At 63.8% G+C, this 18850-nt stretch carries 15 protein-coding genes; 10 read left to right on the plus strand and 5 right to left on the minus strand.

Going from position 1 to position 18850, the window contains the following annotated elements:
• Nucleotide 1: 1 nt before the first annotated feature.
• From ACSBQS_RS07690 to ACSBQS_RS07710, 5 genes are all read left to right on the plus strand, one after another.
• On the plus strand, nt 2–1057 hold the full coding sequence (locus ACSBQS_RS07690; RefSeq protein ID WP_033650461.1) for a P1 family peptidase: 1056 nt from the start codon (nt 2–4) through the stop codon (nt 1055–1057).
• 16 nt (nt 1058–1073) lie between these two features.
• Nucleotides 1074–1898 (plus strand): M55 family metallopeptidase, encoded by an 825-nt coding sequence (locus tag ACSBQS_RS07695; RefSeq protein WP_047575890.1) that lies wholly within the window; start codon nt 1074–1076, stop codon nt 1896–1898.
• Nucleotides 1899–2099: 201 nt separating this feature from the next.
• Nucleotides 2100–4322: a xanthine dehydrogenase family protein molybdopterin-binding subunit gene (locus ACSBQS_RS07700; RefSeq protein ID WP_342165222.1), complete on the plus strand. Its 2223-nt coding sequence runs from the start codon at nt 2100–2102 to the stop codon at nt 4320–4322.
• Nucleotides 4322–4780: a (2Fe-2S)-binding protein gene (locus tag ACSBQS_RS07705; RefSeq protein ID WP_033650458.1), complete on the plus strand. Its 459-nt coding sequence runs from the start codon at nt 4322–4324 to the stop codon at nt 4778–4780. The genes ACSBQS_RS07700 and ACSBQS_RS07705 overlap by 1 nt, the downstream gene beginning before the upstream one ends.
• An 11-nt stretch (nt 4781–4791) precedes the next feature.
• Nucleotides 4792–6096, plus strand: a complete 1305-nt coding sequence (locus tag ACSBQS_RS07710; RefSeq protein ID WP_089197019.1) for a c-type cytochrome — start codon at nt 4792–4794, stop codon at nt 6094–6096.
• Between the two features lie 36 nt (nt 6097–6132).
• Here ACSBQS_RS07710 and ACSBQS_RS07715 read toward each other — a convergent pair whose 3' ends face one another.
• Both ACSBQS_RS07715 and ACSBQS_RS07720 read right to left on the minus strand, forming a co-directional pair.
• Nucleotides 6133–7302, minus strand: a complete 1170-nt coding sequence (locus ACSBQS_RS07715) for a cupin domain-containing protein (RefSeq protein WP_042784444.1) — start codon at nt 7300–7302, stop codon at nt 6133–6135.
• A gap of 290 nt (nt 7303–7592) precedes the next feature.
• Nucleotides 7593–8504, minus strand: a complete 912-nt coding sequence (locus ACSBQS_RS07720) for a LysR family transcriptional regulator (protein WP_047026157.1) — start codon at nt 8502–8504, stop codon at nt 7593–7595.
• Nucleotides 8505–8607: 103 nt separating this feature from the next.
• Here ACSBQS_RS07720 and ACSBQS_RS07725 point away from each other — a divergent pair, with 103 nt between their 5' ends.
• Entirely contained in the window at nt 8608–9174 is a 567-nt protein-coding gene (locus ACSBQS_RS07725; protein ID WP_434990153.1) for a chromate transporter, read from the plus strand.
• Complete coding sequence (locus ACSBQS_RS07730; RefSeq protein WP_046688471.1) at nt 9171–9692, plus strand: chromate transporter; 522 nt, start codon at nt 9171–9173, stop codon at nt 9690–9692. The genes ACSBQS_RS07725 and ACSBQS_RS07730 overlap by 4 nt, the downstream gene beginning before the upstream one ends.
• A 4-nt stretch (nt 9693–9696) precedes the next feature.
• Here the strand turns inward: ACSBQS_RS07730 and ACSBQS_RS07735 are convergent, their stop codons facing one another.
• On the minus strand, nt 9697–10050 hold the full coding sequence (locus ACSBQS_RS07735) for an AprI/Inh family metalloprotease inhibitor (protein ID WP_123061673.1): 354 nt from the start codon (nt 10048–10050) through the stop codon (nt 9697–9699).
• Nucleotides 10051–10461: 411 nt separating this feature from the next.
• Between ACSBQS_RS07735 and ACSBQS_RS07740 the strand changes: the two genes are divergently transcribed.
• The gene (locus ACSBQS_RS07740; protein WP_042784449.1) at nt 10462–12078 is read left to right on the plus strand and encodes a serralysin family metalloprotease; all 1617 of its coding nucleotides are present in this window, start codon (nt 10462–10464) and stop codon (nt 12076–12078) included.
• 41 nt (nt 12079–12119) lie between these two features.
• On the opposite strand, the gene ACSBQS_RS07745 is transcribed toward ACSBQS_RS07740, so the two are convergent.
• Both ACSBQS_RS07745 and ACSBQS_RS07750 read right to left on the minus strand, forming a co-directional pair.
• Nucleotides 12120–12770, minus strand: coding sequence for a dihydrofolate reductase family protein (locus ACSBQS_RS07745; RefSeq protein ID WP_042784450.1), 651 nt, complete (start codon nt 12768–12770; stop codon nt 12120–12122).
• 69 nt (nt 12771–12839) lie between these two features.
• On the minus strand, nt 12840–13844 hold the full coding sequence (locus ACSBQS_RS07750) for an alpha/beta fold hydrolase (RefSeq protein ID WP_342165213.1): 1005 nt from the start codon (nt 13842–13844) through the stop codon (nt 12840–12842).
• Between the two features lie 232 nt (nt 13845–14076).
• Between ACSBQS_RS07750 and ACSBQS_RS07755 the strand changes: the two genes are divergently transcribed.
• Nucleotides 14077–14508, plus strand: a complete 432-nt coding sequence (locus ACSBQS_RS07755; RefSeq protein ID WP_197749807.1) for a DcrB-related protein — start codon at nt 14077–14079, stop codon at nt 14506–14508.
• A 31-nt stretch (nt 14509–14539) separates the two neighbouring features.
• On the plus strand, nt 14540–18850 hold the full coding sequence (locus ACSBQS_RS07760) for an RHS repeat-associated core domain-containing protein (RefSeq protein WP_434990157.1): 4311 nt from the start codon (nt 14540–14542) through the stop codon (nt 18848–18850).

Here is an 18850-nt window from a genome sequence, read left to right on the forward strand (position 1 = left end):
CATGACAGACAGCCAGGCATTTGAACAACAAAGCCTCGATAATCTGCTGAGCTATTGGCGGCGCCACCGCCGCCTGCCGGGCGCGCGTTATCCGGCCGGCCCGACCGACACCCTGTGCGACGTGCCGGGCGTCAGCGTCGGGCATCATACGCTGGCCGACGGCGAATGTCAGACCGGCGTCACCGCCATCGTGCCGCCGGGCGATCTGTTCAACCAGCCGCTGCCGTGCGGCAGCGCGGTGCTCAACGGCTTCGCCAAGCCGCTGGGGCTGGTGCAGCTGAACGAACTGGGGGTGCTGCAAACGCCGATTCTGCTGAGCAATACCTTCGCGGTCGGCACGCTGTTCAACGCCATGGTGCGGCGCAGCTGCCGGCGCTATCCGCAGATCGGCCGCGGCAGCGCCACCATCAACCCGCTGGTGCTGGAGTGCAACGACGGCTACCTCAACGATATTCAGGCGATGGCGGTGCGTGAGGAGCACGTCTTCAGCGCGCTGGATAACCATTCCACCCGCTTTGCGCGCGGTAGCGTCGGCGCCGGGCGCGGCATGAGCAGTTTCGGCTTGAAAGGGGGCATCGGCACCGCCTCGCGCTATTGCCCGGGGCTCGGCACCACGCTCGGCGTGCTGGTGCTGGCCAATTTCGGCACCCTCGACTCGCTGACGCTGAGCGGCGTGCGCGTCGGCCAGGCGCTGGGCAAGCTGTTGGCGGATCCGCCGCCGCAGGTGGATGCCGGTTCGGTCATCATCATCATCGCCTGCGATCGGGCGCTGGACAGCCGCCAACTGAACCGCATCGCCCGCCGCGCGGGCGCGGGCCTGGGGCGGGTGGGCAGCCATTGGGGGCACGGCTCCGGCGACATCGCGCTAGCGTTTTCCACTCGGTTGCTGGGGGCGACGCTGCCGGACGAACGGCTGGAGCCGCTGTTCGCGGCGGCGGCGGACGCCACCGAATACGCGGTGCTGGATGCGTTGCTCAGCGCCGAAGGCGTCAGCGGCTTCGAGCAGCATGCGCGCGTGGCGCTGGGCCCGCTGCTCGATCGGCTGGCGGCAAATTAAATAACGGGAGCTTGATGTGAAAGTCTTTATCTCTGCGGATATCGAGGGGATCGCCGGCGTGATGCGGCCGGAGCAGTGCAACCCGGCCCACGCCGACTATGCGGCGGCGCGCGAGCTGATGGAGCAGGAGGTCAACGCCGCCATCGACGGCGCTTTTGCCGGCGGCGCCACCGAGGTGACGGTGGCCGACAGCCACGCGATGATGCAGAACCTGCGCGCCGAACGCATCGATGCGCGGGCGCGCCTGGTGCAGGGCAAACCGCGCGGGCTGTCGATGGTGGAAGGGCTGCAGCATCAACGTTACGACGGCCTGATGTTTATCGGTTATCACAGCGCCGCCGGCGAGCGCGGCGTGCTGGCGCATACCATCAACGGCCGGGCCTTTTATCGCGTCAGCCTGAACGGCGAGGCGGTAGGCGAAAGCGATCTGTATGCGGCGGCGGCGGCCGAATTAAACGTGCCGCTGTGGCTGGTGAGCGGTGACGACGAGCTGCAACGCTGGATCGCTGAACGTTATCCGCAATCCGGCTATGTTTGCGTGAAACGCGCCCTCTCGCAAACCGCCGCCGAATCGCTCAGCCCACAGCGGGCACGCGCCGAGATCCGCGAGCGCGCGATGCAACAGGTGCGCCAGGGCGCCAGACTGCCGGTGGAGCGCCGTTTTATGCCGCCTTACCGGCTGACGCTGATGGCGGCCAAACCGGTGCTGGCGGATCTGTTCAGCCTGGTGCCCGGCGTGGAGCGCCAGGATGCGCTCACCGTGGCCTTCGACAGCGACAACATGGCGGCGCAAATCCGCCTGCTCAGCGTCTTCTCCTATCTGGCGACGACGCAGAGCTGACCCCCGGTGCGGGTTCCCGCCCGCACCGCACGATTCTCCAATAGAAAATCCCTCTTCAACATTAAGCCTACTGGATAATAGGCTACGCTAATTATTGCTCTGTTGTGCTATGTCACCTGACCGGCGCGGCAAGCCATTCCCATAATTAGCGCTGTTTCGCCGAGGGCAGTGACGCCTTCGGTTTTTTTGGAGTCATGAGCAATGAGCATATCCCAAGTTCCGCTTTCGCGGCGGCGGTTTATCGTCGGCGCCGGGGCGTTGGTGATCGGCGCCTATCTGCCGTCCACCGGTGCGCTGGCGCGCTCGAACGCGCCGACCGCCGCCGGCGCGACGGCGTTTGACGCCAACGCCTTCGTCCAGATCGGCGCCGACGGCATCGTCACCGTCATCAGTAAACACACCGAAGTAGGCCAGGGGGTCTATACCGGCATGGCGACGCTGGTCGCCGAAGAACTCGACGCCGACTGGGCGCAGGTGCGGGTCGTGGCCGCGCCGGTGGACACCAATATCTACAAAAACCTGGCGTTCGGATTCCAAGGCACCGGCGGTTCCAGCTCGGTCGCCAATGCCTATGAACAGATGCGGCGCATGGGCGCCATGGCGCGCGCGCTGCTGGTGCAGGCCGCCGCGCAGAGTTGGAAAACCTCCGCGCAGGAAATCACCGTGCAGGCGGGCAAGATCCGCCATGCTGCCAGCGGGCGCGAAGCGGGTTTCGGCGAGTTCGCCGAGTTGGCCGCCACGCTGCCGCCGCCCGATCCCGCCAGCCTGGCGCTGAAGGATCCGGCCAATTTCACCCTGATCGGCAAAACGCGCGGTCTGCACCGCGTCGATTCACTGGCGAAAACCAACGGCAGCGCGCAGTTCTCGCAGGATATCCACGAGCCGGACATGCTGACCGTCACCATCAAGAAACCGCCGCGCTTCGGCGGCAAGGTGGCGACGTTTGACGCCGACCGTGCGTTGGCGGTGCCGGGCGTGGTGGCGGTGAAACAGGTTGCCACCGGCGTGGCGGTTTACGCCAAAAATACCTGGGCGGCGATCCAGGGACGGGATCGGCTTAGGGTCACCTGGGACGATGCGCAGGCGGAGCGACGCAACACCGAGGAAATCTACGCCGAATTCCGCCAGGTGGCGCAGAAAACCGGCGTAGTGGCGAAGAGTCTCGGTAAGCCGGACGAGGTGTTCGACAAGGCCGATAAGGTGATCGAGGCCGAATACACCTTCCCCTACGTCGCTCACGCGCCGATGGAGCCGCTGGACGGCTATCTGTTCTGGGACGGCGAAAGCGTCAAGGCGCGCTACGGCTGCCAAATCCAGACGCTCGACCACAAGCAGCTGTGCGATCTGTTCGAGCTGCCGCCGGAGAAGGTGCAGATTGAAACCATTCTGGCAGGCGGCAGCTTCGGCCGGCGTATCGATCTGGGCAACCCGACGCTGGGGCCGGATCTGGCGGCCGACATGGCGGCGGCCGCCAAGGGCATCGGCCCCGGCCACGGCGTGAAGGTGGTATGGACGCGCGAGGACGACATCCGCAACGGCTGGTATCGCCCGATGATCCTGCATCGCCTGCGCGGCGCCATTCGCGGCGGCAAGGTGGTGGGCTGGACCGATACCGTAGTCGGCCACTCCTGGACGCGCCACAGCGCGATGGATGCGCTGGTGGTCAACGGCCTCGATCAGATGATGGTCGAGGGCGCCAGCGAGGTGCCTTATACCTTCGAAGCCTTCCGCTGCGATGCGCATATCGTGCCCGGCAAGGTGCCGACCACCTCGCTGCGGTCGGTCGCCAGCACCCACACCGGCCACGCGGTGGAGAGCTTTATCGATCAACTGCTGCAGGAAACCGGGCAGGATCCGGTGGAAGGGCGGCTGGCGCTGATGGGCGACGCGCCGCGCGCGGCGGGCGTGCTGCGGGCGGTGGCCAAAGCCGCTGATTGGCAGGGCGCCAAGGTGGTGGACGGACGCGCGCGCGGCGTGGGCGTCGCCAAGGCGTTCGATACCTATGTGGCGCAGGTGGCCGAGGTATCGATCGGCGAAGGCGGCATCCCGAAAGTGCACAAGGTGTGGTGCGCGGTGGACTGCGGCGTGGCGGTGAACCCCGACGTGATCCGCGCGCAGATCGAAGGCGGCATCGGCTACGGCCTGAACCTGGCGCTGTACGGCAATATCACGCTGAAAGACGGCGTGGTCGAACAGTCCAACTTCAATAATTTCCGCCCGCTGCGCATCAATGAGATGCCGGAGGTTGAGGTGATCATTGTGCCCTCGACCGAGAAACCGACCGGCGTGGGCGAACTGGGGGTGCCGACCATCGCTCCGGCGGTCGGCAACGCGCTGGCGCTGCTCGGGCGGCCACGCGCCTCGCTGAGCCTGCCGCTGCATAATCCCACTGCGAATCCGGCGTCTGACAAGGAGAGAACCTGATGATTCATTTAACCGTAAACGAGCAGCCGCTGACCTTCGAGGGCGATCCGCACATGCCGCTGCTGTGGTTTTTGCGTGACGAAGCCGGACTGACCGGCACCAAGTTCGGCTGCGGCATCGCCATGTGCGGCGCTTGCACCGTGCATCTGGACGGCGTGCCGGTGCGTTCGTGCATGACGCCGGTCTCCGCCGCCGCCGGCAAGAAAATCACCACCATCGAAGCCGTCGGCGCCACGCCGGAAGGCAAGGCGGTGCAGGAAGCCTGGCTCAACCTGGACGTGGTGCAGTGCGGTTACTGCCAGTCCGGCCAGATCATGAGCGCCAGCGCGCTGCTGGCCCAGAGCAAAAACCCGAGCGATGCGGACATTGACGCGGCGATGGGCGGCAACGTCTGCCGCTGCGCCACCTATGTGCGCATTCGCGCCGCCATCCACCAGGCCGCCAAGGCGTTGGGTTAGGGAGAGATGCGATGAGCAACGCCTTGAAAGGGCTGTTATGGCTGATTATCGCCGTGGTGGTGTTGGCGGGAGGATACGCGCTGTATACCCTGCTGCGGCCTGCCGGCGCGGAGCCTGCGGCGCCGATCGCCGGGGCGCCGGCCGGCATGACCGATAAACTGGCGCGCGGCGAGTACCTGGCGCGCGCCGCCGACTGTGTGGCGTGCCATACCGCGCCGGGCGGCGCGCCTTATGCGGGCGGTTTCGCCTTTAAACTGCCGTTCGGCACCATTTACGGCACCAACATCACCGCCGACAAGGAGACCGGCATCGGCAACTGGAGCGACGATCAGTTCGTGCGCGCGGTGCGTGAGGGCATCGGCCCGCAGGGCAACCTGTACCCGGCGATGCCGTACACCTCGTACACCGGGCTGAGCCGCGACGACGTGCTGGCGATCAAGGATTATCTGTTCAGCCTGCCGCCGGTGAAACAGGCCAACCCGCAAAACGATCTGTCGTTCCCGTTCAATCAGCGTTGGGGCATGAAATTCTGGAACCTGGCGTTCTTCCAGGAGCAGCGCTTCGCGCCGGATCTCAACAAGGATGAACAGTGGAATCGCGGCGCCTATCTGGCGACGGCGCTCGGCCACTGCGGCGAGTGCCATACGCCGCGCAATCTGGGGTTCGGCCTTAACCAGAGCAAGCACCTGAGCGGTGAAGTGGTGCAGGGCTGGTTCGCCGCCAACATCACGCCGGACAAACAGACCGGCATCGGCGGCTGGAGCGACCAGCAGCTGTCGCAATATCTGGCCACCGGTCATGCGCCGGGGCGCAGCAGCGCCGGCGGCCCGATGGCGGAAGCGGTGGAAAACAGCCTGCAGTTCCTGACGCCGGAAGATAATCTGGCGCTGGTGAAATACCTGCGCGATATCGAGCCGATCGCCGGCGACGGCGCCGCAGCGGTGAACTTGCAGCCGAAGGGCGCGGGGGCTTCCACGCCGATCCTGCCGGGCGGGCAAGACAGCTCGCTCGGGCGCCGGGTGTTCGCCAACGACTGCAGCGGCTGCCACCAGTGGAACGGGCCGGGCCGCCAGAGCGAGTATGCGTCGCTGGTCGGCAGCACGGCGGTGAACGATCCGCAGGGGCGCAGCGTGGTGCAGGCCATCCTGAAGGGGACGAGCATCAGCGTCGGCGAGCGGCATGAGATGATGCCGGCGTTCGGCAGCGCGTATTCCGACGAGGAAGTGGCGGCGGTCGCCAACTTTGTGGTTGGCCATTTCGGCGACAAGCAGGGCAAGGTCACCGCCAAACAGGTGGCGGAGCAGCGCAAGCAGTAAAGAAAGCGGCGAGGGAGATTCTCCCTCGCCGCGGCGTCAGCGGCTGCGGCGCGACATCACCCGTTTGTCTTTCGGTCTATCCTGCCAGTCCTCAACCTGATTATTGAAGTTGTCCGCCAGCAGGTAGGCCGGGGTTTTCGCCAGCCAGTCGGACAACGAAATATCCTGATAAATGCCGTTGTCCATCACGATCAGTACCTTCAAATCCTCATCGCCGATGTTCTCGATGTAATGGCCGAAGCCCTGCGGCACGTAACCGACGTCCGAAGGGGCGTACTCTTCCGTCTGCGCATGGCCGTGTGAGCTGAACACCGTCATGCGGCCTTTGCCGGCAATATAGTATTGCCATTCGTTGGCATTGGGGTGCCAGTGCAATTCCCGGATTGCGCCGGGTTTCACGATCTCGATGATGCCGGTCATGGTGGTGGAAATGGGAAATTCTTTCGACGACACCAAATGGACGCTGCCGGCGTCATTTTCAAAGAACGGCTTTTGCTTCATTAATTCATAGCGGTGGGTCAGCGGGGCGTTATTTAATCCGCCGTCGCTTTTCGGCAATGGCAATGTGGGCGGAACGGCGCCGCCGACAATATAAGCCTCGCCCTGTTTGGCCTTGGAAAATACCGCCGCCGGCATGTCGACGCTTTTTTCCAATACTTCTTTCGGCATATGCGCCACCCAATCGGTAATGCTGAAGGTGCCGAATTCGGAGAAGTGGCCGTTATCAAACGCCAGAATAAAATGCGCGCCGTCCGCCAGCGCCTGAATGGAATGGCCATAGCCTTTCGGGAAATACCAGACGTCGCCGGGGCCGAAGTCCGCCACCTCACATTTTCCCTCGGGATCGAGGATGGTGATGCGCGCATGGCCTTCCAGCATAAACGCCCATTCGGCGGCGATGGCGTGCCAGTGCAGTTCGCGCACGCCGCCCGGCTCCAGCGTCATGTCGACGCCCGCCACGCCTTCGGAGATCGGGAATTGCTCGACGGTGGCTTCGCGCGCCCAGCCGTTGGGCAGGCTGCGCTTTTTGCTGTCGGTGAATTTGTATTTATAGAGATGCTGCGCATCGGCAGGCGGCTGATAGCTGCTGGGGGGCACGATATTGCGATGGTCGTCGGCAGCGGCATTTTTGGCGATGCCGCCGATCATGCCGGCGGCGGCCGCGCTGACGGCGGAGACTTTCAATATATCACGACGTGATAGCATAGCGTTTTCTCCAATATAAAACCGTGCGCCTGCAGCGGCAGGCGACAGGGAAGGCGCGATCGCCATTGAAATGATTTTTTGTCATCGGCGGGAATAGGCTGTGACCCTTAAATCCTAGCGGCTGGAATGTATTGCGTAGGCGCTTATTTGTTTGCGTTTGTTACTAAGTGAGAGCGGGTTTAATTAATTAACCGGAAGTTGAATAGTCATGGATTGGAATTAATTTTCACCGCTCACAGGCTTAAATAAATAATAAACGAACGTCATTTTTTATTGGCCGTTCGGGCTTTTTATGACTGCCCCACGGTCTCCAGCACCAACTGACGAAAGCGCTCGACGATCGGCGAAGCCGGGCTGCGGCGCAGCGCCAGGTAAAGCGGGGCGCTGAGCTGCGCTTCTTCGGCGATCGGGCGGTAGACGATGCCGTCGCCGCCCAGCCGCCGCATGGAACCGGGCACGATTGACACCCCTAATCCGGCGCCGACCAGGCTGAGGGTGGCCGGCAGGCGCGGCGCTTCCTGCACGATGCGCGGGCTGAAGCCGGCGCGGTGGCAGGCGGCCAGGATGGCGTCGTACAGCCCCTGGCCGGCCGGGCGGCGATAGAGAATAAACGCCTCGTGGGCCAGTTCGGCCAACGGCAGCGGTTGCTGCGTTTCTTGCGCCAGCCGATGGCCCAGCGGCAGGGCGACGATCATCGGCTCGCTGAGCACCGGCTCGACGCTCAGGCCGGGAATGCCGTTGGCCGGCGAGCGCACGAAGGCGGCGTCGAGGCGCTGTTCCAGCAACGCATCCATCAGTTCGCCGCTGCCGGCTTCTTCCAGTTGAGTGGTGATGCCCGGCAGGATGTCGCGGTAGCGGCGCAGCAGGTTGGGCACGAACGGGTGCAGCGCGGCGGAACTGGTGAAACCGATGGCGATGTGGCCCTGCTCGCCGCGGGCGGCGCGCTGCACCGCTTCGCGCAGGCGTTCGGCGCGCGCCAGCAGGGCGCGGGCTTCTTCGAACAGCACGCCGCCCGCTTCGGTGACGCGCACGCCGCGCGGCAATCGCTGTAACAACTTCACGCCCAATTCGTCTTCCAACCCCTGCAACAGGCGGGTCAGCGGCGGCTGCTGGATAAACAGCCGCTCGGCGGCGCGGGTGATGTTGCCTTCTTCCACCACGGTGACGAACGCCCGCAGGCGACGCAGTTCAATCATAGCCATACCTCAAAGGTATCTTTCGTTGTTCCGGAATGCATTAGACATCATGGCACGGCGGCGCGCATGATACCAGACATCAAAACAAGCGATGTGGAACGGCAATGTCATGTCAGATATCAATACGTTAAAACCGCACCTGGCGGCAGCGCCGGGCAACGCGGCGCTGTTTTTGGGCTTTCTGTGGCTGGGGCTGATCGGCTTCGGCGGCGTGCTGCCGATGGCGCGCAGCATGTTGGTGGAACGCCGGCGCTGGCTGAACGCGGAACAGTTCACCGAGCTGCTCGGCCTGTGCCAGTTTTTGCCCGGCGGCAATGTGATCAACCTGTCGGTGGCGGTGGGGATGGAATTTCGCGGGCTGCGCGGCGCGCTGTGCGCCTTGCTGGGCCTCATCAGCGCGCCGACGGCGATCGTGGTGGGGCTGGGCGTGGTGTACGCCCGCTTCCAAAACGATCCCCATGTGCAGCATGTGTTCGCCGGGCTGGCCGCCGCCGCCGCCGGGCTGCTGCTCTCGACCGGGATCAAGATGCTGCTGCCGCTGCGCGGCAAATGGCCGGCGCTGGCGATCGTCGCGCTGGCGCTGATCGCCATTGCCTGGCTGCGCCTGCCGCTGTTGCCGACCATGCTGGTGCTGGCGCCGCTGAGCATTCTGCTGATGTGGCGGTGGCCGTCATGAGCGGGGTGTTGATGGCGTTGGCGCTGATCTTCACCGAGCTCTCTTTATTGGCGTTCGGCGGCGGCATGACCATTCTGCCGGAGATGCAGCGGCAGGTGGTAGAGGTGCATCAGTGGATGAGCGCCCAGGAGTTCAGCGCGCTGTTCGCCATGGCGCAGGCCGCGCCGGGGCCGAACATGATGATCGTGCCGCTGGTCGGTTGGCACGTGGCCGGCTGGGCGGGGCTGCTGGTGTCTTCGATCGCCAAGTTCGGGCCGTCTTCCATCGTTACGCTATTGGTGATGGGCGCCTGGCGGCGCTTTAAGGATCGTCCGTGGCGCCGCATCGTGCAGGCCGGGCTGGTGCCGCTGACCGTGGGGCTGGTGGTGGCCAGCGGCCTTTTGATCGCCGAGGCTTCCGCGCCCAATTGGCGGCTGGCGGCGATCGTGGCGCTGGCGACGGGATTGAGCATGAGCAAGCGCCTCCATCCGCTGTGGGTGCTGGCGGGCGGCGCGTTGCTCGGCCTGCTGTTTGCCTGAAGGATTAGCGCGGGATCAGCACAAAGCGTGAAGGGCCGTTGCGGTCGATCAGTTCATAGCGCTTCGGCGCGGTCAGGGCCAGAAACGCCACCATGCTCCCTTCGGCGTCGGTCAGCGTCATGCCGTCCGGCGTCGGCCGCCAGGCGACCGGCAACGTTTGCAGCGCCAGCGGCTGCAGGCACTCGGCGGAGGCGCTGAAGCGGAAAGCGTTGGTGTTGGCTACCGCTTCATCGCTCAGCTGCACCTCGCAGACGGCTTTACCGTCGCCGATGGCGGCGAGCTGCCAGTCGCCCTTCAGCGCGGCGGGTTCCAGCAACGGCAGTGAACTGCCCAGGGCACTGCTGCACAATACGCTCATAACGACTCCTGTCAGGCTGGCGCGGCGCAAGGCGCGCATAAGGAAATGGGTTGGCATCGGGTCACTCCTTTCGGCTGTCCGTTCACACCTTAGCACGTTCCCGGCGGGATGATGAGGCAAGGATTAGGTTTTTTAATCCTCGATTATTCTGATCTAACCGTCGCTAAAAGGCGCGAAAAGACGAGTGATTAACCTGTTATTGCGCTTATTTTTCTCATTAATATAGTGAGAATACAAATTGTTATGGTTATCTCCTTCTTAACGCCCGGCGCGGTGAAGCCAGGCTGGGCGGGCTCGCGCCGCCGGAGTGAGTCACTATACTGGTCAATCCTAAGCCTCGGCTTAGATAAGAACGACTGATAAATAGTCTTACAAATCGAGTGGATTCCTAGTGTGTAAAAGGAGAATGCAATGAGCAGTCGCCACAACGACATTTTGCAAGATGACGATGAGTTCACCAGCCTGGCCGCCACATCCCCCAACGATCATAACTATCAGTTTTACTATCACCAGCCCGGCAGCCCCTATGACGGATTGGGCTACGGCGCGCTGTTCACGCTGGACAACGCTAACCTGTACAGTAACCAGCGCGGCGGGGCGGCGATTAATAATTTGGGTAAAATCCGCGATAACTTCAGCTTCGATCGCGCCGCCGATCAGTTGACGCGGCCGGGCCTGACGCACAACGGCGACCAGGTGTATCACCAGCCGGTCGCGCTGACCTATTCCTTCCTGACGCAAAGCGCGTTGAACCGCATCGGCCAGACCGGTGACGGCGACAAGGGGCTGCAGCCGTTGACCCAGGCGGCGCAGGCTCAGGCGCTGAAATCGATGCAGGCGTGGGCCGACGTGGCGAACGTAACCTTCACCGAGGCGGCGTCCACCGATATCAACCACCGCGCGGATATCACCTTCGCCTACTTCACGCAGCGCGCCGACGGCAGCACCGCCGCCGGCAGCGGCCCGAATGCCATCAACGCTTACGCCTATTACCCGCCGAGTTCCAAATCGGGCAGCGATAACGCCTTTGCGGGCACGGTGTGGTTCAACAAAAATTTCGCCACCCATAAGGCGCCGGTTAGCGGCGACTTCAGCAGCCAGACCTTCACCCACGAACTGGGGCATGCCCTGGGGCTGGCGCATCCGGGATCTTATGACGCATCGTTAGGCAACCCGAGTTACCAGAATGACGCGGCTTATTATCAGGATTCGCTGCAATACTCGATCATGAGCTATTTCAACGCCGGTTACACCGGCGCCGACACCAAAGGGGTGTATGGCTATGGGCCGATGGTGGATGACATCGCCGCGATCCAGAAGCTGTACGGTGCCAACATGAACACCCGCACCGGCGACACGGTGTACGGCTTCAACTCCAACACCGGCCGTGATTTCCTGACCGCCACGGCGGACAACGGCAAACCGGTCAACTTCGCGGTGTGGGACGCCGGCGGCAACGACACGCTGGACTTCTCCGGCTACAGCCAGCAGCAGATGATCAACCTGAACGACGGCGCGTTCTCCAGCGTCGGCGGCGGCACGCAGAACGTCGCCATCGCGCGCGGGGCGATCATCGAGAACGCCATCGGCGGCAGCGGGCGCGATCTGCTCATCGGCAACGATCAGGACAACCTGCTGGCGGGCAATGCCGGTTCCGACATCCTGTACGGCGGGCGGGGGGCGGACCATCTGTGGGGCGGCAAAGACGCCAACAACTTCACCGACTATTTCGTCTATCTCAACGCCAAAGAGTCGACGGTGGCGGCGTTCGACGTGATTGAAGACTTTGAGCACGGCATCGACAAGATTGATCTCTCCGGCCTGCGCTTCAACAACAGCCTGAGCGAGCTGCGCTTTATCGACAGCGGCAGCGCCTTCAGCGGCCAGAAAGGCGAGATCCAGCTCAACTTCGACGCCTTCAACGGCACCACCGATCTGTTGATGAACACCCAGAGCAACAGCTATGCCGCCGACTTCAAGATCCACGTGGTCGGGCAGGTGGAGCAGAGCGATATTTTGTTTGCCTGAGGTGAGGAAGGGGAAGAGAAAAGGGCCGACCGGCCCTTTTTTTACGACTGGGCCGCTGCGGCGCTTTCCGCCACGAAAGAGCCGGTTTTCACCGCGCCGGCGCGGCGGTAGTGAGCCACAATGACGCCGCCGGGCGAGACCACCGAGTGGGTCAGCGTGAAGGCCGCCGGCGCCGCGTTGTCATCGAACAGCCGCTTGCCGCCGCCGAGCAGCACCGGGTAGGTGAGCAAGCGCAGTTCATCCACCAGATCGTTGGCCAGCAGCTGTTGCATCAGCGTGCTGCTGCCCTGCACCAGCAGCACCGGCCCCTGGGTGCGCTTCAGCTCGCGCAGCCGGGCGAGGATGTCTTGCCCCAGCCACTGGCTGTTCTCCCACGTCAGCGTCTCGCCGTGGTGGGTGGCGACGTACTTGGCCGCCTGATTGAACGTGCGGGCGATATCGGCGGAAAACGGGTCGGCCTCGTCGGTGATATGCGGCCAGTAGCCGGCGAAGATATCGTAGGTGCGCCGCCCGAGCAGCAGATCGAAAGGCGCAGAGAAAAGTTCGCCCATCGTTTCCGCGACGGCGTCATCCCAATAGGGGGCGGTCCAGCCGCCGAAGCGAAAGCCGCCGCTGCGGTCTTCGTCCTGCCCGCCGGGCGCCTGCATCACGCCGTCGAGGCTGACGAACGCGCTGGCAATAATCTGTCGCATGGCTGTCTCCTGCAATTGAGTGCCAGCTGAAAGTTTAGCCGCCGCGCGCCGGCTGCGCCAACCGGCCGCTCAGGGTTGCAGCGCCTTGAGCAACGCCTGATGGAAGCGCGCCGGCTCCTCCATTTGCGGCGCATGGCCCAGCCCGGCGAATTCGATCAGCGTGGCGTGCGGGATCAGTTTCGCCGCCTGCTTGCCCAGCACCGCGTAGTGCCCGATCTTGGCCTTGACTGCCGGCGGGGCGATATCGCTGCCGATGGCGGTGGAGTCGGCGGTGCCGATCATCAGCGTGGTGGGCGTTTGCAGATCCTTGAACTCGTAATACACCGGCTGGGTGAAGATCATGTCGTAGATCAGCGCCGAGTTCCACGCCACCAGTCTGTGGCCCGGCCCGTTGTTCAGCCCGGCCAGCATATCCACCCAGCGATCGTACTCCGGCTTCCAGCGGCCGCCGTAGTAGGTGCGCTGCTCATAGTTGCGGATGCCCTCGGCGGTGGTGTTCAGCTCGCGCTCGAACCACCGATCGACGCTGCGCCACGGCACGCCTTTCGCCTTCCAGTCCTCGAGGCCGATCGGGTTGACCATCACCAGCCGTTCCACCGCCTGCGGATACATCAGGCTGTAGCGCGTGGCCAGCATGCCGCCGGTGGAGTGGCCGATGACGATGGCCTTGCTGATGTTCAGGTTCTGCAGCAGGCCGTGGGTATTTTGCGCCAGCTGTTGGAAGCTGTACTGGTAATGCGCCGGCTTGGTGGAGGAGCAAAAGCCGATTTGATCGGGCGCGATGACGCGGTAACCGGCCTTGCTCAGCGCCTTGATGGTGTCCTGCCAGGTGGCGGCGCAGAAGTTTTTACCGTGCAGCAGCAGCGCGGTGCGGCCGTTGGCGGCGCCTTCCGGCGGCACGTCCATATAGCCCATTTTTAACGGCTGCCCCTGCGAGGTGAAGCTGAATTGTTGCAACGGGTAGGGGTAGTGAAAGCCCTGCAGCTCCGGGCCGAATTTCGGCGTTTCGGCAGCGCCGGCGGTGAACGCGGCCAACGTGGCGCACAACAGCGCGCGGCGGGTTAATCTCAGCATCCTGATCTCCTGAAAAGGGCGATAGCCGAGTATAGCCACAATCGGCGTGCTGGCGCGCCAGTGGTTTCAGATAATTCTGTAATATTAAGGTTTGATTCCCGGCAAGATTCCGACAACGGTCTTTTTCACAGTGAACGGGGTCACGCCGTGCAACATTCGCAGTATCTGATGGTTTTATTTCAAGGCTAAGTTATGCGATGCTTAAGCATTATTTATGCAAAAGGATCCTCGCATGTCCGCTTTATCCCGCTGCGCTTTCAGCGAAGGCAGCGTCGCTTTGCCGGAAGGCTATGCCGATCGCACCGTCAACGTGCTGTTGGCCGGTGATGATGTTTCCCCCTCAGTCAATATTTCCCGCGATGCGCTGCAGCCGGCGGAGAATCTGGAAAGCTACGTCACTCGCCAGCTTGATGCGCTGGCGCAAGGGCTGAAAGGTTGGGCGTTCAAAAGCCGCGAGCCGGCGTCGCTGGGCGATGGGCTGGCCGCCGGTGAGTGGGTACGCGCCAGCTACCTGCGCGACGGCAAACGCATCTGGCAGAACCAGGCGGTGTTCGCGCTGGCGGAAGGCCGGGTGCTGGTGTTCACCCTGGCGATGGCGCGCAAGCTGACGCCGCAAGACGACGCGCTGCTGCTGCAGGTGCTGAACAGCTACCGGGCGGCCTAACGATGAACTCTTTGCGTAAAAGGAACTTACGATGACCGAAGCGGCCCGCGTCGGCGATACCATCGGGCACTCCCATGCCCTGGCCGGCATGATTGCCGGCACCCTTGTCGGCGGCCTGATCGCCGCCGCAGGCGCATTGGCGGCGGGTGCGCTGTTCGTCGCCGGCCTGGCGGCTTCCTGTATCGGCGTCGGCGTGCTGCTTATCGGCGCCAGCCTGGCGGTGGGGTATCTCACCGGGGAGGCGGCCACCGCGGCGCGCGACGGCATTGCCGACGCCGGTGCCGGTAGCCTGACCCCCAAAGGCAATATCGTCACCGGCTCCCCCAACGTCTTCATCAACGGCAAACCCGCCGCGCTTGCCACCAACAGCCAGGTGGCCTGCAGCGACGACGGCCCGAGCATGCAGATGGCGCAGGGCTCCGACAAGGTCAGCATCAACGGCCAGCCCGCCTCGCGCGTGGGGGACAAAACCAACTGCGACGCGCAGGTGATGGAAGGTTCGCCCAACGTGTTTATCGGCGGCGGCACCGTCACCACCTTGCCGATCAAGCCCGAAGTGCCGGATTGGCTGTATAAGGTCTCCGATCTGACGCTGCTGTTCGCCGGCCTGGTGGGCGGCGTGGGCGGCGCCGCCGGCAAGCTGGGGGCGCTCGGCAAACTGCTGGGCAAACTGCCCGGCATCAACAAACTGGCGCGCATCGCCTGCCGAGCCGGCACCCTGATGACCGCGACCGCCGCCGTCGGCATTATCGCCCGGCCGGTGGATATCGTCAGCGGCCAGAAATTCCTCGACGGCGAAGACGATCTCGATTTCGTGCTGCCATCGCGCCTGCCGGTCGCCTGGCAGCGCTATTGGCGCAGCGGCAACCCCGGCGACGGCGTGCTGGGCCGCGGCTGGAACCTGTTCTGGGAGAGCAGCCTGCAGCCGTATCAGGACGGCCTGGTGTGGCGCGCGCCTTCCGGCGACTTCGTCGCTTTCCCCAGGGTGCCGCGCGGCCACAAAACCTATTGCGAAGCCGAAAAATGCTGGCTGATGCACAACGACGACGGCAGCTGGCAGCTGTTTGACGTCGGCGAACAGATTTTCCACTATCCGCCGCTGGCGGGCGATCGGCCGAGCCGGCTCAGCATGATCACCGACGCCATCGGCAACGCCACCTCGCTGTTCTACGACGACGAGGGGCTGCTGAATGAACTGGTGGACAGCGCCGGGCAGCGCCTGATGTGCCGCTATGCGCAGGGCCGCCTGTGCGAAGTGGCGCTGCAAACCGCCGAAGGCGAACGGACGCTGGCGCGCTACGGTTACGATGAGCAGGGCCAACTGACGACGGTGAGCAACCGCGCCGGTGAGGTGACGCGCCGCTTTGGCTGGCGCGACGGCCTGATGGTCAGCCACCAGGACGCCGCCGGACTGCTGAACGAATACCAATGGCAAGAGATCGACGGCGTGCCGCGCGTGACGGCCTATCGCAACAGCGCCGGAGAATCCCTTGAGTTCGGCTATGACTTCGCCGGCGGGCGCCGCAGCGCGGTGCGCGGAGACGGCAAACGGGCGGAGTGGCGGCTGGATGACGACGACAACGTGGCGCAGTACACCGATTTCGACCAGCGCCGCTACGGCTTTATCTACCAACGCGGCGAACTGTGCAGCGTGCTGCTGCCCGGCGGCGCGCAGCGCCGGAGCGAATGGGATCCTTATGGCCGCCTGCTGTCGGAGACCGATCCGCTCGGCCGCGTGACGCGCTATCAATATTCGCGCAACAGCGGCCGGCTGTTCGCCGTCGCATACCCGGACGGCAGCAGCGAAGCGCAGCACTGGGACACGCTGGGGCGCCCGACGCGCTATGTCGATGCGCTGGGCAATGCCACGCTCTACCGCTATCCGGATGACGAAGAGAGCCTGCCGGCCAGTGTGATCGACGCGCTGGGCGGGGAAGTGAAGCTGGAGTGGGACGCCCGCGGCCAGCTGACGCGCTACACCGACTGTTCCGGCAGCGTCACGGCTTATACCTACGATGCGCTGGGGCAACTGACGGCGCAGACCGATGCCGAAGGCCACCAGACGCGCTACCGGTGGGATAACGGCGGCCGCCTGCATACCCTGATCCACCCGGACGGCGGCGAAGAGCGCTTTAACTGGAACGCGCACGGCCAGCTGGCCGAACATCAGGACGCGCTGGGCAGCCTGACCCGCTGGCAGTACAACGCCCTGGGGCTACCGGTCAGCATCACCGATCGCATCAACCGCACCCGGCGCTATCACTACAGCCCGCAGGGCTGGCTGACGCGGCTGGAGAACGGCAACGGCGGCGACTACCGCTTCAGCTACGATGCGGTGGGCCGCGTGCTGACCGAAGAGCGCCCGGACGACACCCGCCATTATTATCGCTACGGCGCGGCCGGGCTGCTGGAAGAGCACCGTGAGGTCGGCTTGCCGGGCAGCGCGGGCGAGCTGACGCAGCGCGAACAGCGCTTCCGCTTCGACGAGGCCGGGCAACTGGTCTGGCGCGGCAACGCCAGCGCGGAATGGCATTACCGTTTCGACGCCATGGGGCGGCTGCGCGAGCTGAACCGCCTGCCGACGGCGAGCGGCGTGGCGCTGGGCATCGAGCCGGACAGCGTGCAGATGCGCTATGACGCCGCCGGGCGGCTGCTCGGCGAGCAGGGCGTGAATGGCGAACTGCAATACCAATGGGATGCGCTGGCCAACCTGCAGGCGCTGACGCTGCCCCAGGGCGATCGCCTGCAGTGGCTGTATTACGGTTCCGGCCACGCCAGCGCCATCAAATTCAACCAGCAGGTGGTGAGCGAGTTCACCCGCGATCGCCTGCACCGGGAAACCGGCCGCAGCCAGGGCGCGCTGCAGCAGCAGCGGCGTTACGACGCCATGGGCCGCCGCAGCTGGCAGAGCAGCGCCTTCGGCCACGACAAACTGACCCGGCCGGAAGACGGCGTGCTGTGGCGCGCTTATCGCTACACCGGCCGCGGCGAGCTGGCCGGGGTGAGCGACGCGCTGCGCGGCGAAGTGCACTACGGTTACGACGCCGAAGGCCGCCTGCTGCAACACCGCGAACCCAATCAGGGCAAACCGGGCGCGCGGCTGGTGTACGATCTGGCGGATAACCTGCTGGGCGAGCGCAGCCCGCAGAGCGACATCGACGCGCACCTGCCACTGGCGCCGATCGCCGATAACCGGCTGACGCACTGGCAAAAACTGTTTTACCGTTATGACGCCTGGGGCAACCTGATCAGCCGGCGCAACGGCCTGTATGAACAGCACTACCGCTACGACGCCGACAACCGGCTGGTGCAGGCGCGCGGCCGCGGCCCGCAGGGCGAGTTCGAGGCGCAGTATCATTACGACGCGCTGGGCCGCCGCAGCCGCAAGGCGGTGCGCTACAAGGGCAAAACCGAACAGACGACCCGTTTCCTGTGGCAGGGCTACCGATTGCTGCAGGAGCAGCGCGACGATGGCAGCCGCCGCAGCTGGAGCTACGATCCGGCCAGCCCCTGGAGCCCGCTGGCGGCGCTGGAGCAGGCGGGCGACAGCCGCTCGGCGGATATTTACTGGCATCACACCGATCTGAACAGCGCGCCGCTGGAGGTGACCGACGCGGCGGGCAACCTGTGCTGGTCCGGGCAATACGACACCTTCGGCAAGCTGCAGGGCCAGACGGTGGCCGGCGCGGCGAAGCGGCAGGGCGCGCAATATCAGCAGCCGTTGCGTTACGCCGGGCAATATCAGGACGACGAAAGCGGCCTGCACTACAACCTGTTCCGCTACTACGAACCCGAGGTGGGGCGTTTCACCACGCAGGATCCGATAGGGTTGCGCGGCGGGTTGAACCTGTATCAGTATGCGCCGAACCCGCTGATGTGGGTGGATCCGCTGGGGTTGACAAATGAGGATGTAACGACATTCTATCATGCTGGTGATATTAAAGGAGCAATAGACCCTTCTTATGGAAACGGACTAAAAGACTTTGATCCAGCAGGCAAAGGTGGATTCTATGTTACGACTGATAGAGCTCAAGCGGAAAGGTGGGCTCAGATGAGAACCGACCGAAATATGTCTATAACTCAATTTGATGTGCCAAATTCAGAATTAGCCAAACTTAATATTAAAACGTTTGGTTCAGCAAATGCAGAGTGGGCTGAGTTTGTCACGAAGGCTAGAGCAGGAACTCTTGCACATTCATATGATGCCGTGAGTGGCCCTATGCTATTGAATTTAAAAGATTTCAGGAGAGGGGGTAAACCTAAGGCTGGTGGTTCCCAATTTGCAATATATAGTGATAAAGCAGCAACAACATTCAATAAATACAAATCAGGATGTAAGTAA

This window comes from Serratia sp. H402Y, assembly GCF_051172415.1.
Taxonomy (GTDB): Bacteria; Pseudomonadota; Gammaproteobacteria; order Enterobacterales; family Enterobacteriaceae; genus Serratia; species Serratia ureilytica.

Coding starts and splice junctions, on each gene's coding strand:
- ACSBQS_RS07690 (WP_033650461.1), top strand. CDS start 2: ATGACAGACAGCCAGGCATTTGAACAACAAAGCCTCGATAATCTGCTG.
- ACSBQS_RS07700 (WP_342165222.1), top strand. CDS start 2,100: ATGAGCATATCCCAAGTTCCGCTTTCGCGGCGGCGGTTTATCGTCGGC.
- ACSBQS_RS07705 (WP_033650458.1), top strand. CDS start 4,322: ATGATTCATTTAACCGTAAACGAGCAGCCGCTGACCTTCGAGGGCGAT.
- ACSBQS_RS07710 (WP_089197019.1), top strand. CDS start 4,792: ATGAGCAACGCCTTGAAAGGGCTGTTATGGCTGATTATCGCCGTGGTG.
- ACSBQS_RS07715 (WP_042784444.1), bottom strand. CDS start 7,302: ATGCTATCACGTCGTGATATATTGAAAGTCTCCGCCGTCAGCGCGGCC.
- ACSBQS_RS07720 (WP_047026157.1), bottom strand. CDS start 8,504: ATGGCTATGATTGAACTGCGTCGCCTGCGGGCGTTCGTCACCGTGGTG.
- ACSBQS_RS07725 (WP_434990153.1), top strand. CDS start 8,608: ATGTCAGATATCAATACGTTAAAACCGCACCTGGCGGCAGCGCCGGGC.
- ACSBQS_RS07730 (WP_046688471.1), top strand. CDS start 9,171: ATGAGCGGGGTGTTGATGGCGTTGGCGCTGATCTTCACCGAGCTCTCT.
- ACSBQS_RS07735 (WP_123061673.1), bottom strand. CDS start 10,050: ATGAGCGTATTGTGCAGCAGTGCCCTGGGCAGTTCACTGCCGTTGCTG.
- ACSBQS_RS07740 (WP_042784449.1), top strand. CDS start 10,462: ATGAGCAGTCGCCACAACGACATTTTGCAAGATGACGATGAGTTCACC.
- ACSBQS_RS07745 (WP_042784450.1), bottom strand. CDS start 12,770: ATGCGACAGATTATTGCCAGCGCGTTCGTCAGCCTCGACGGCGTGATG.
- ACSBQS_RS07750 (WP_342165213.1), bottom strand. CDS start 13,844: ATGCTGAGATTAACCCGCCGCGCGCTGTTGTGCGCCACGTTGGCCGCG.
- ACSBQS_RS07755 (WP_197749807.1), top strand. CDS start 14,077: ATGTCCGCTTTATCCCGCTGCGCTTTCAGCGAAGGCAGCGTCGCTTTG.
- ACSBQS_RS07760 (WP_434990157.1), top strand. CDS start 14,540: ATGACCGAAGCGGCCCGCGTCGGCGATACCATCGGGCACTCCCATGCC.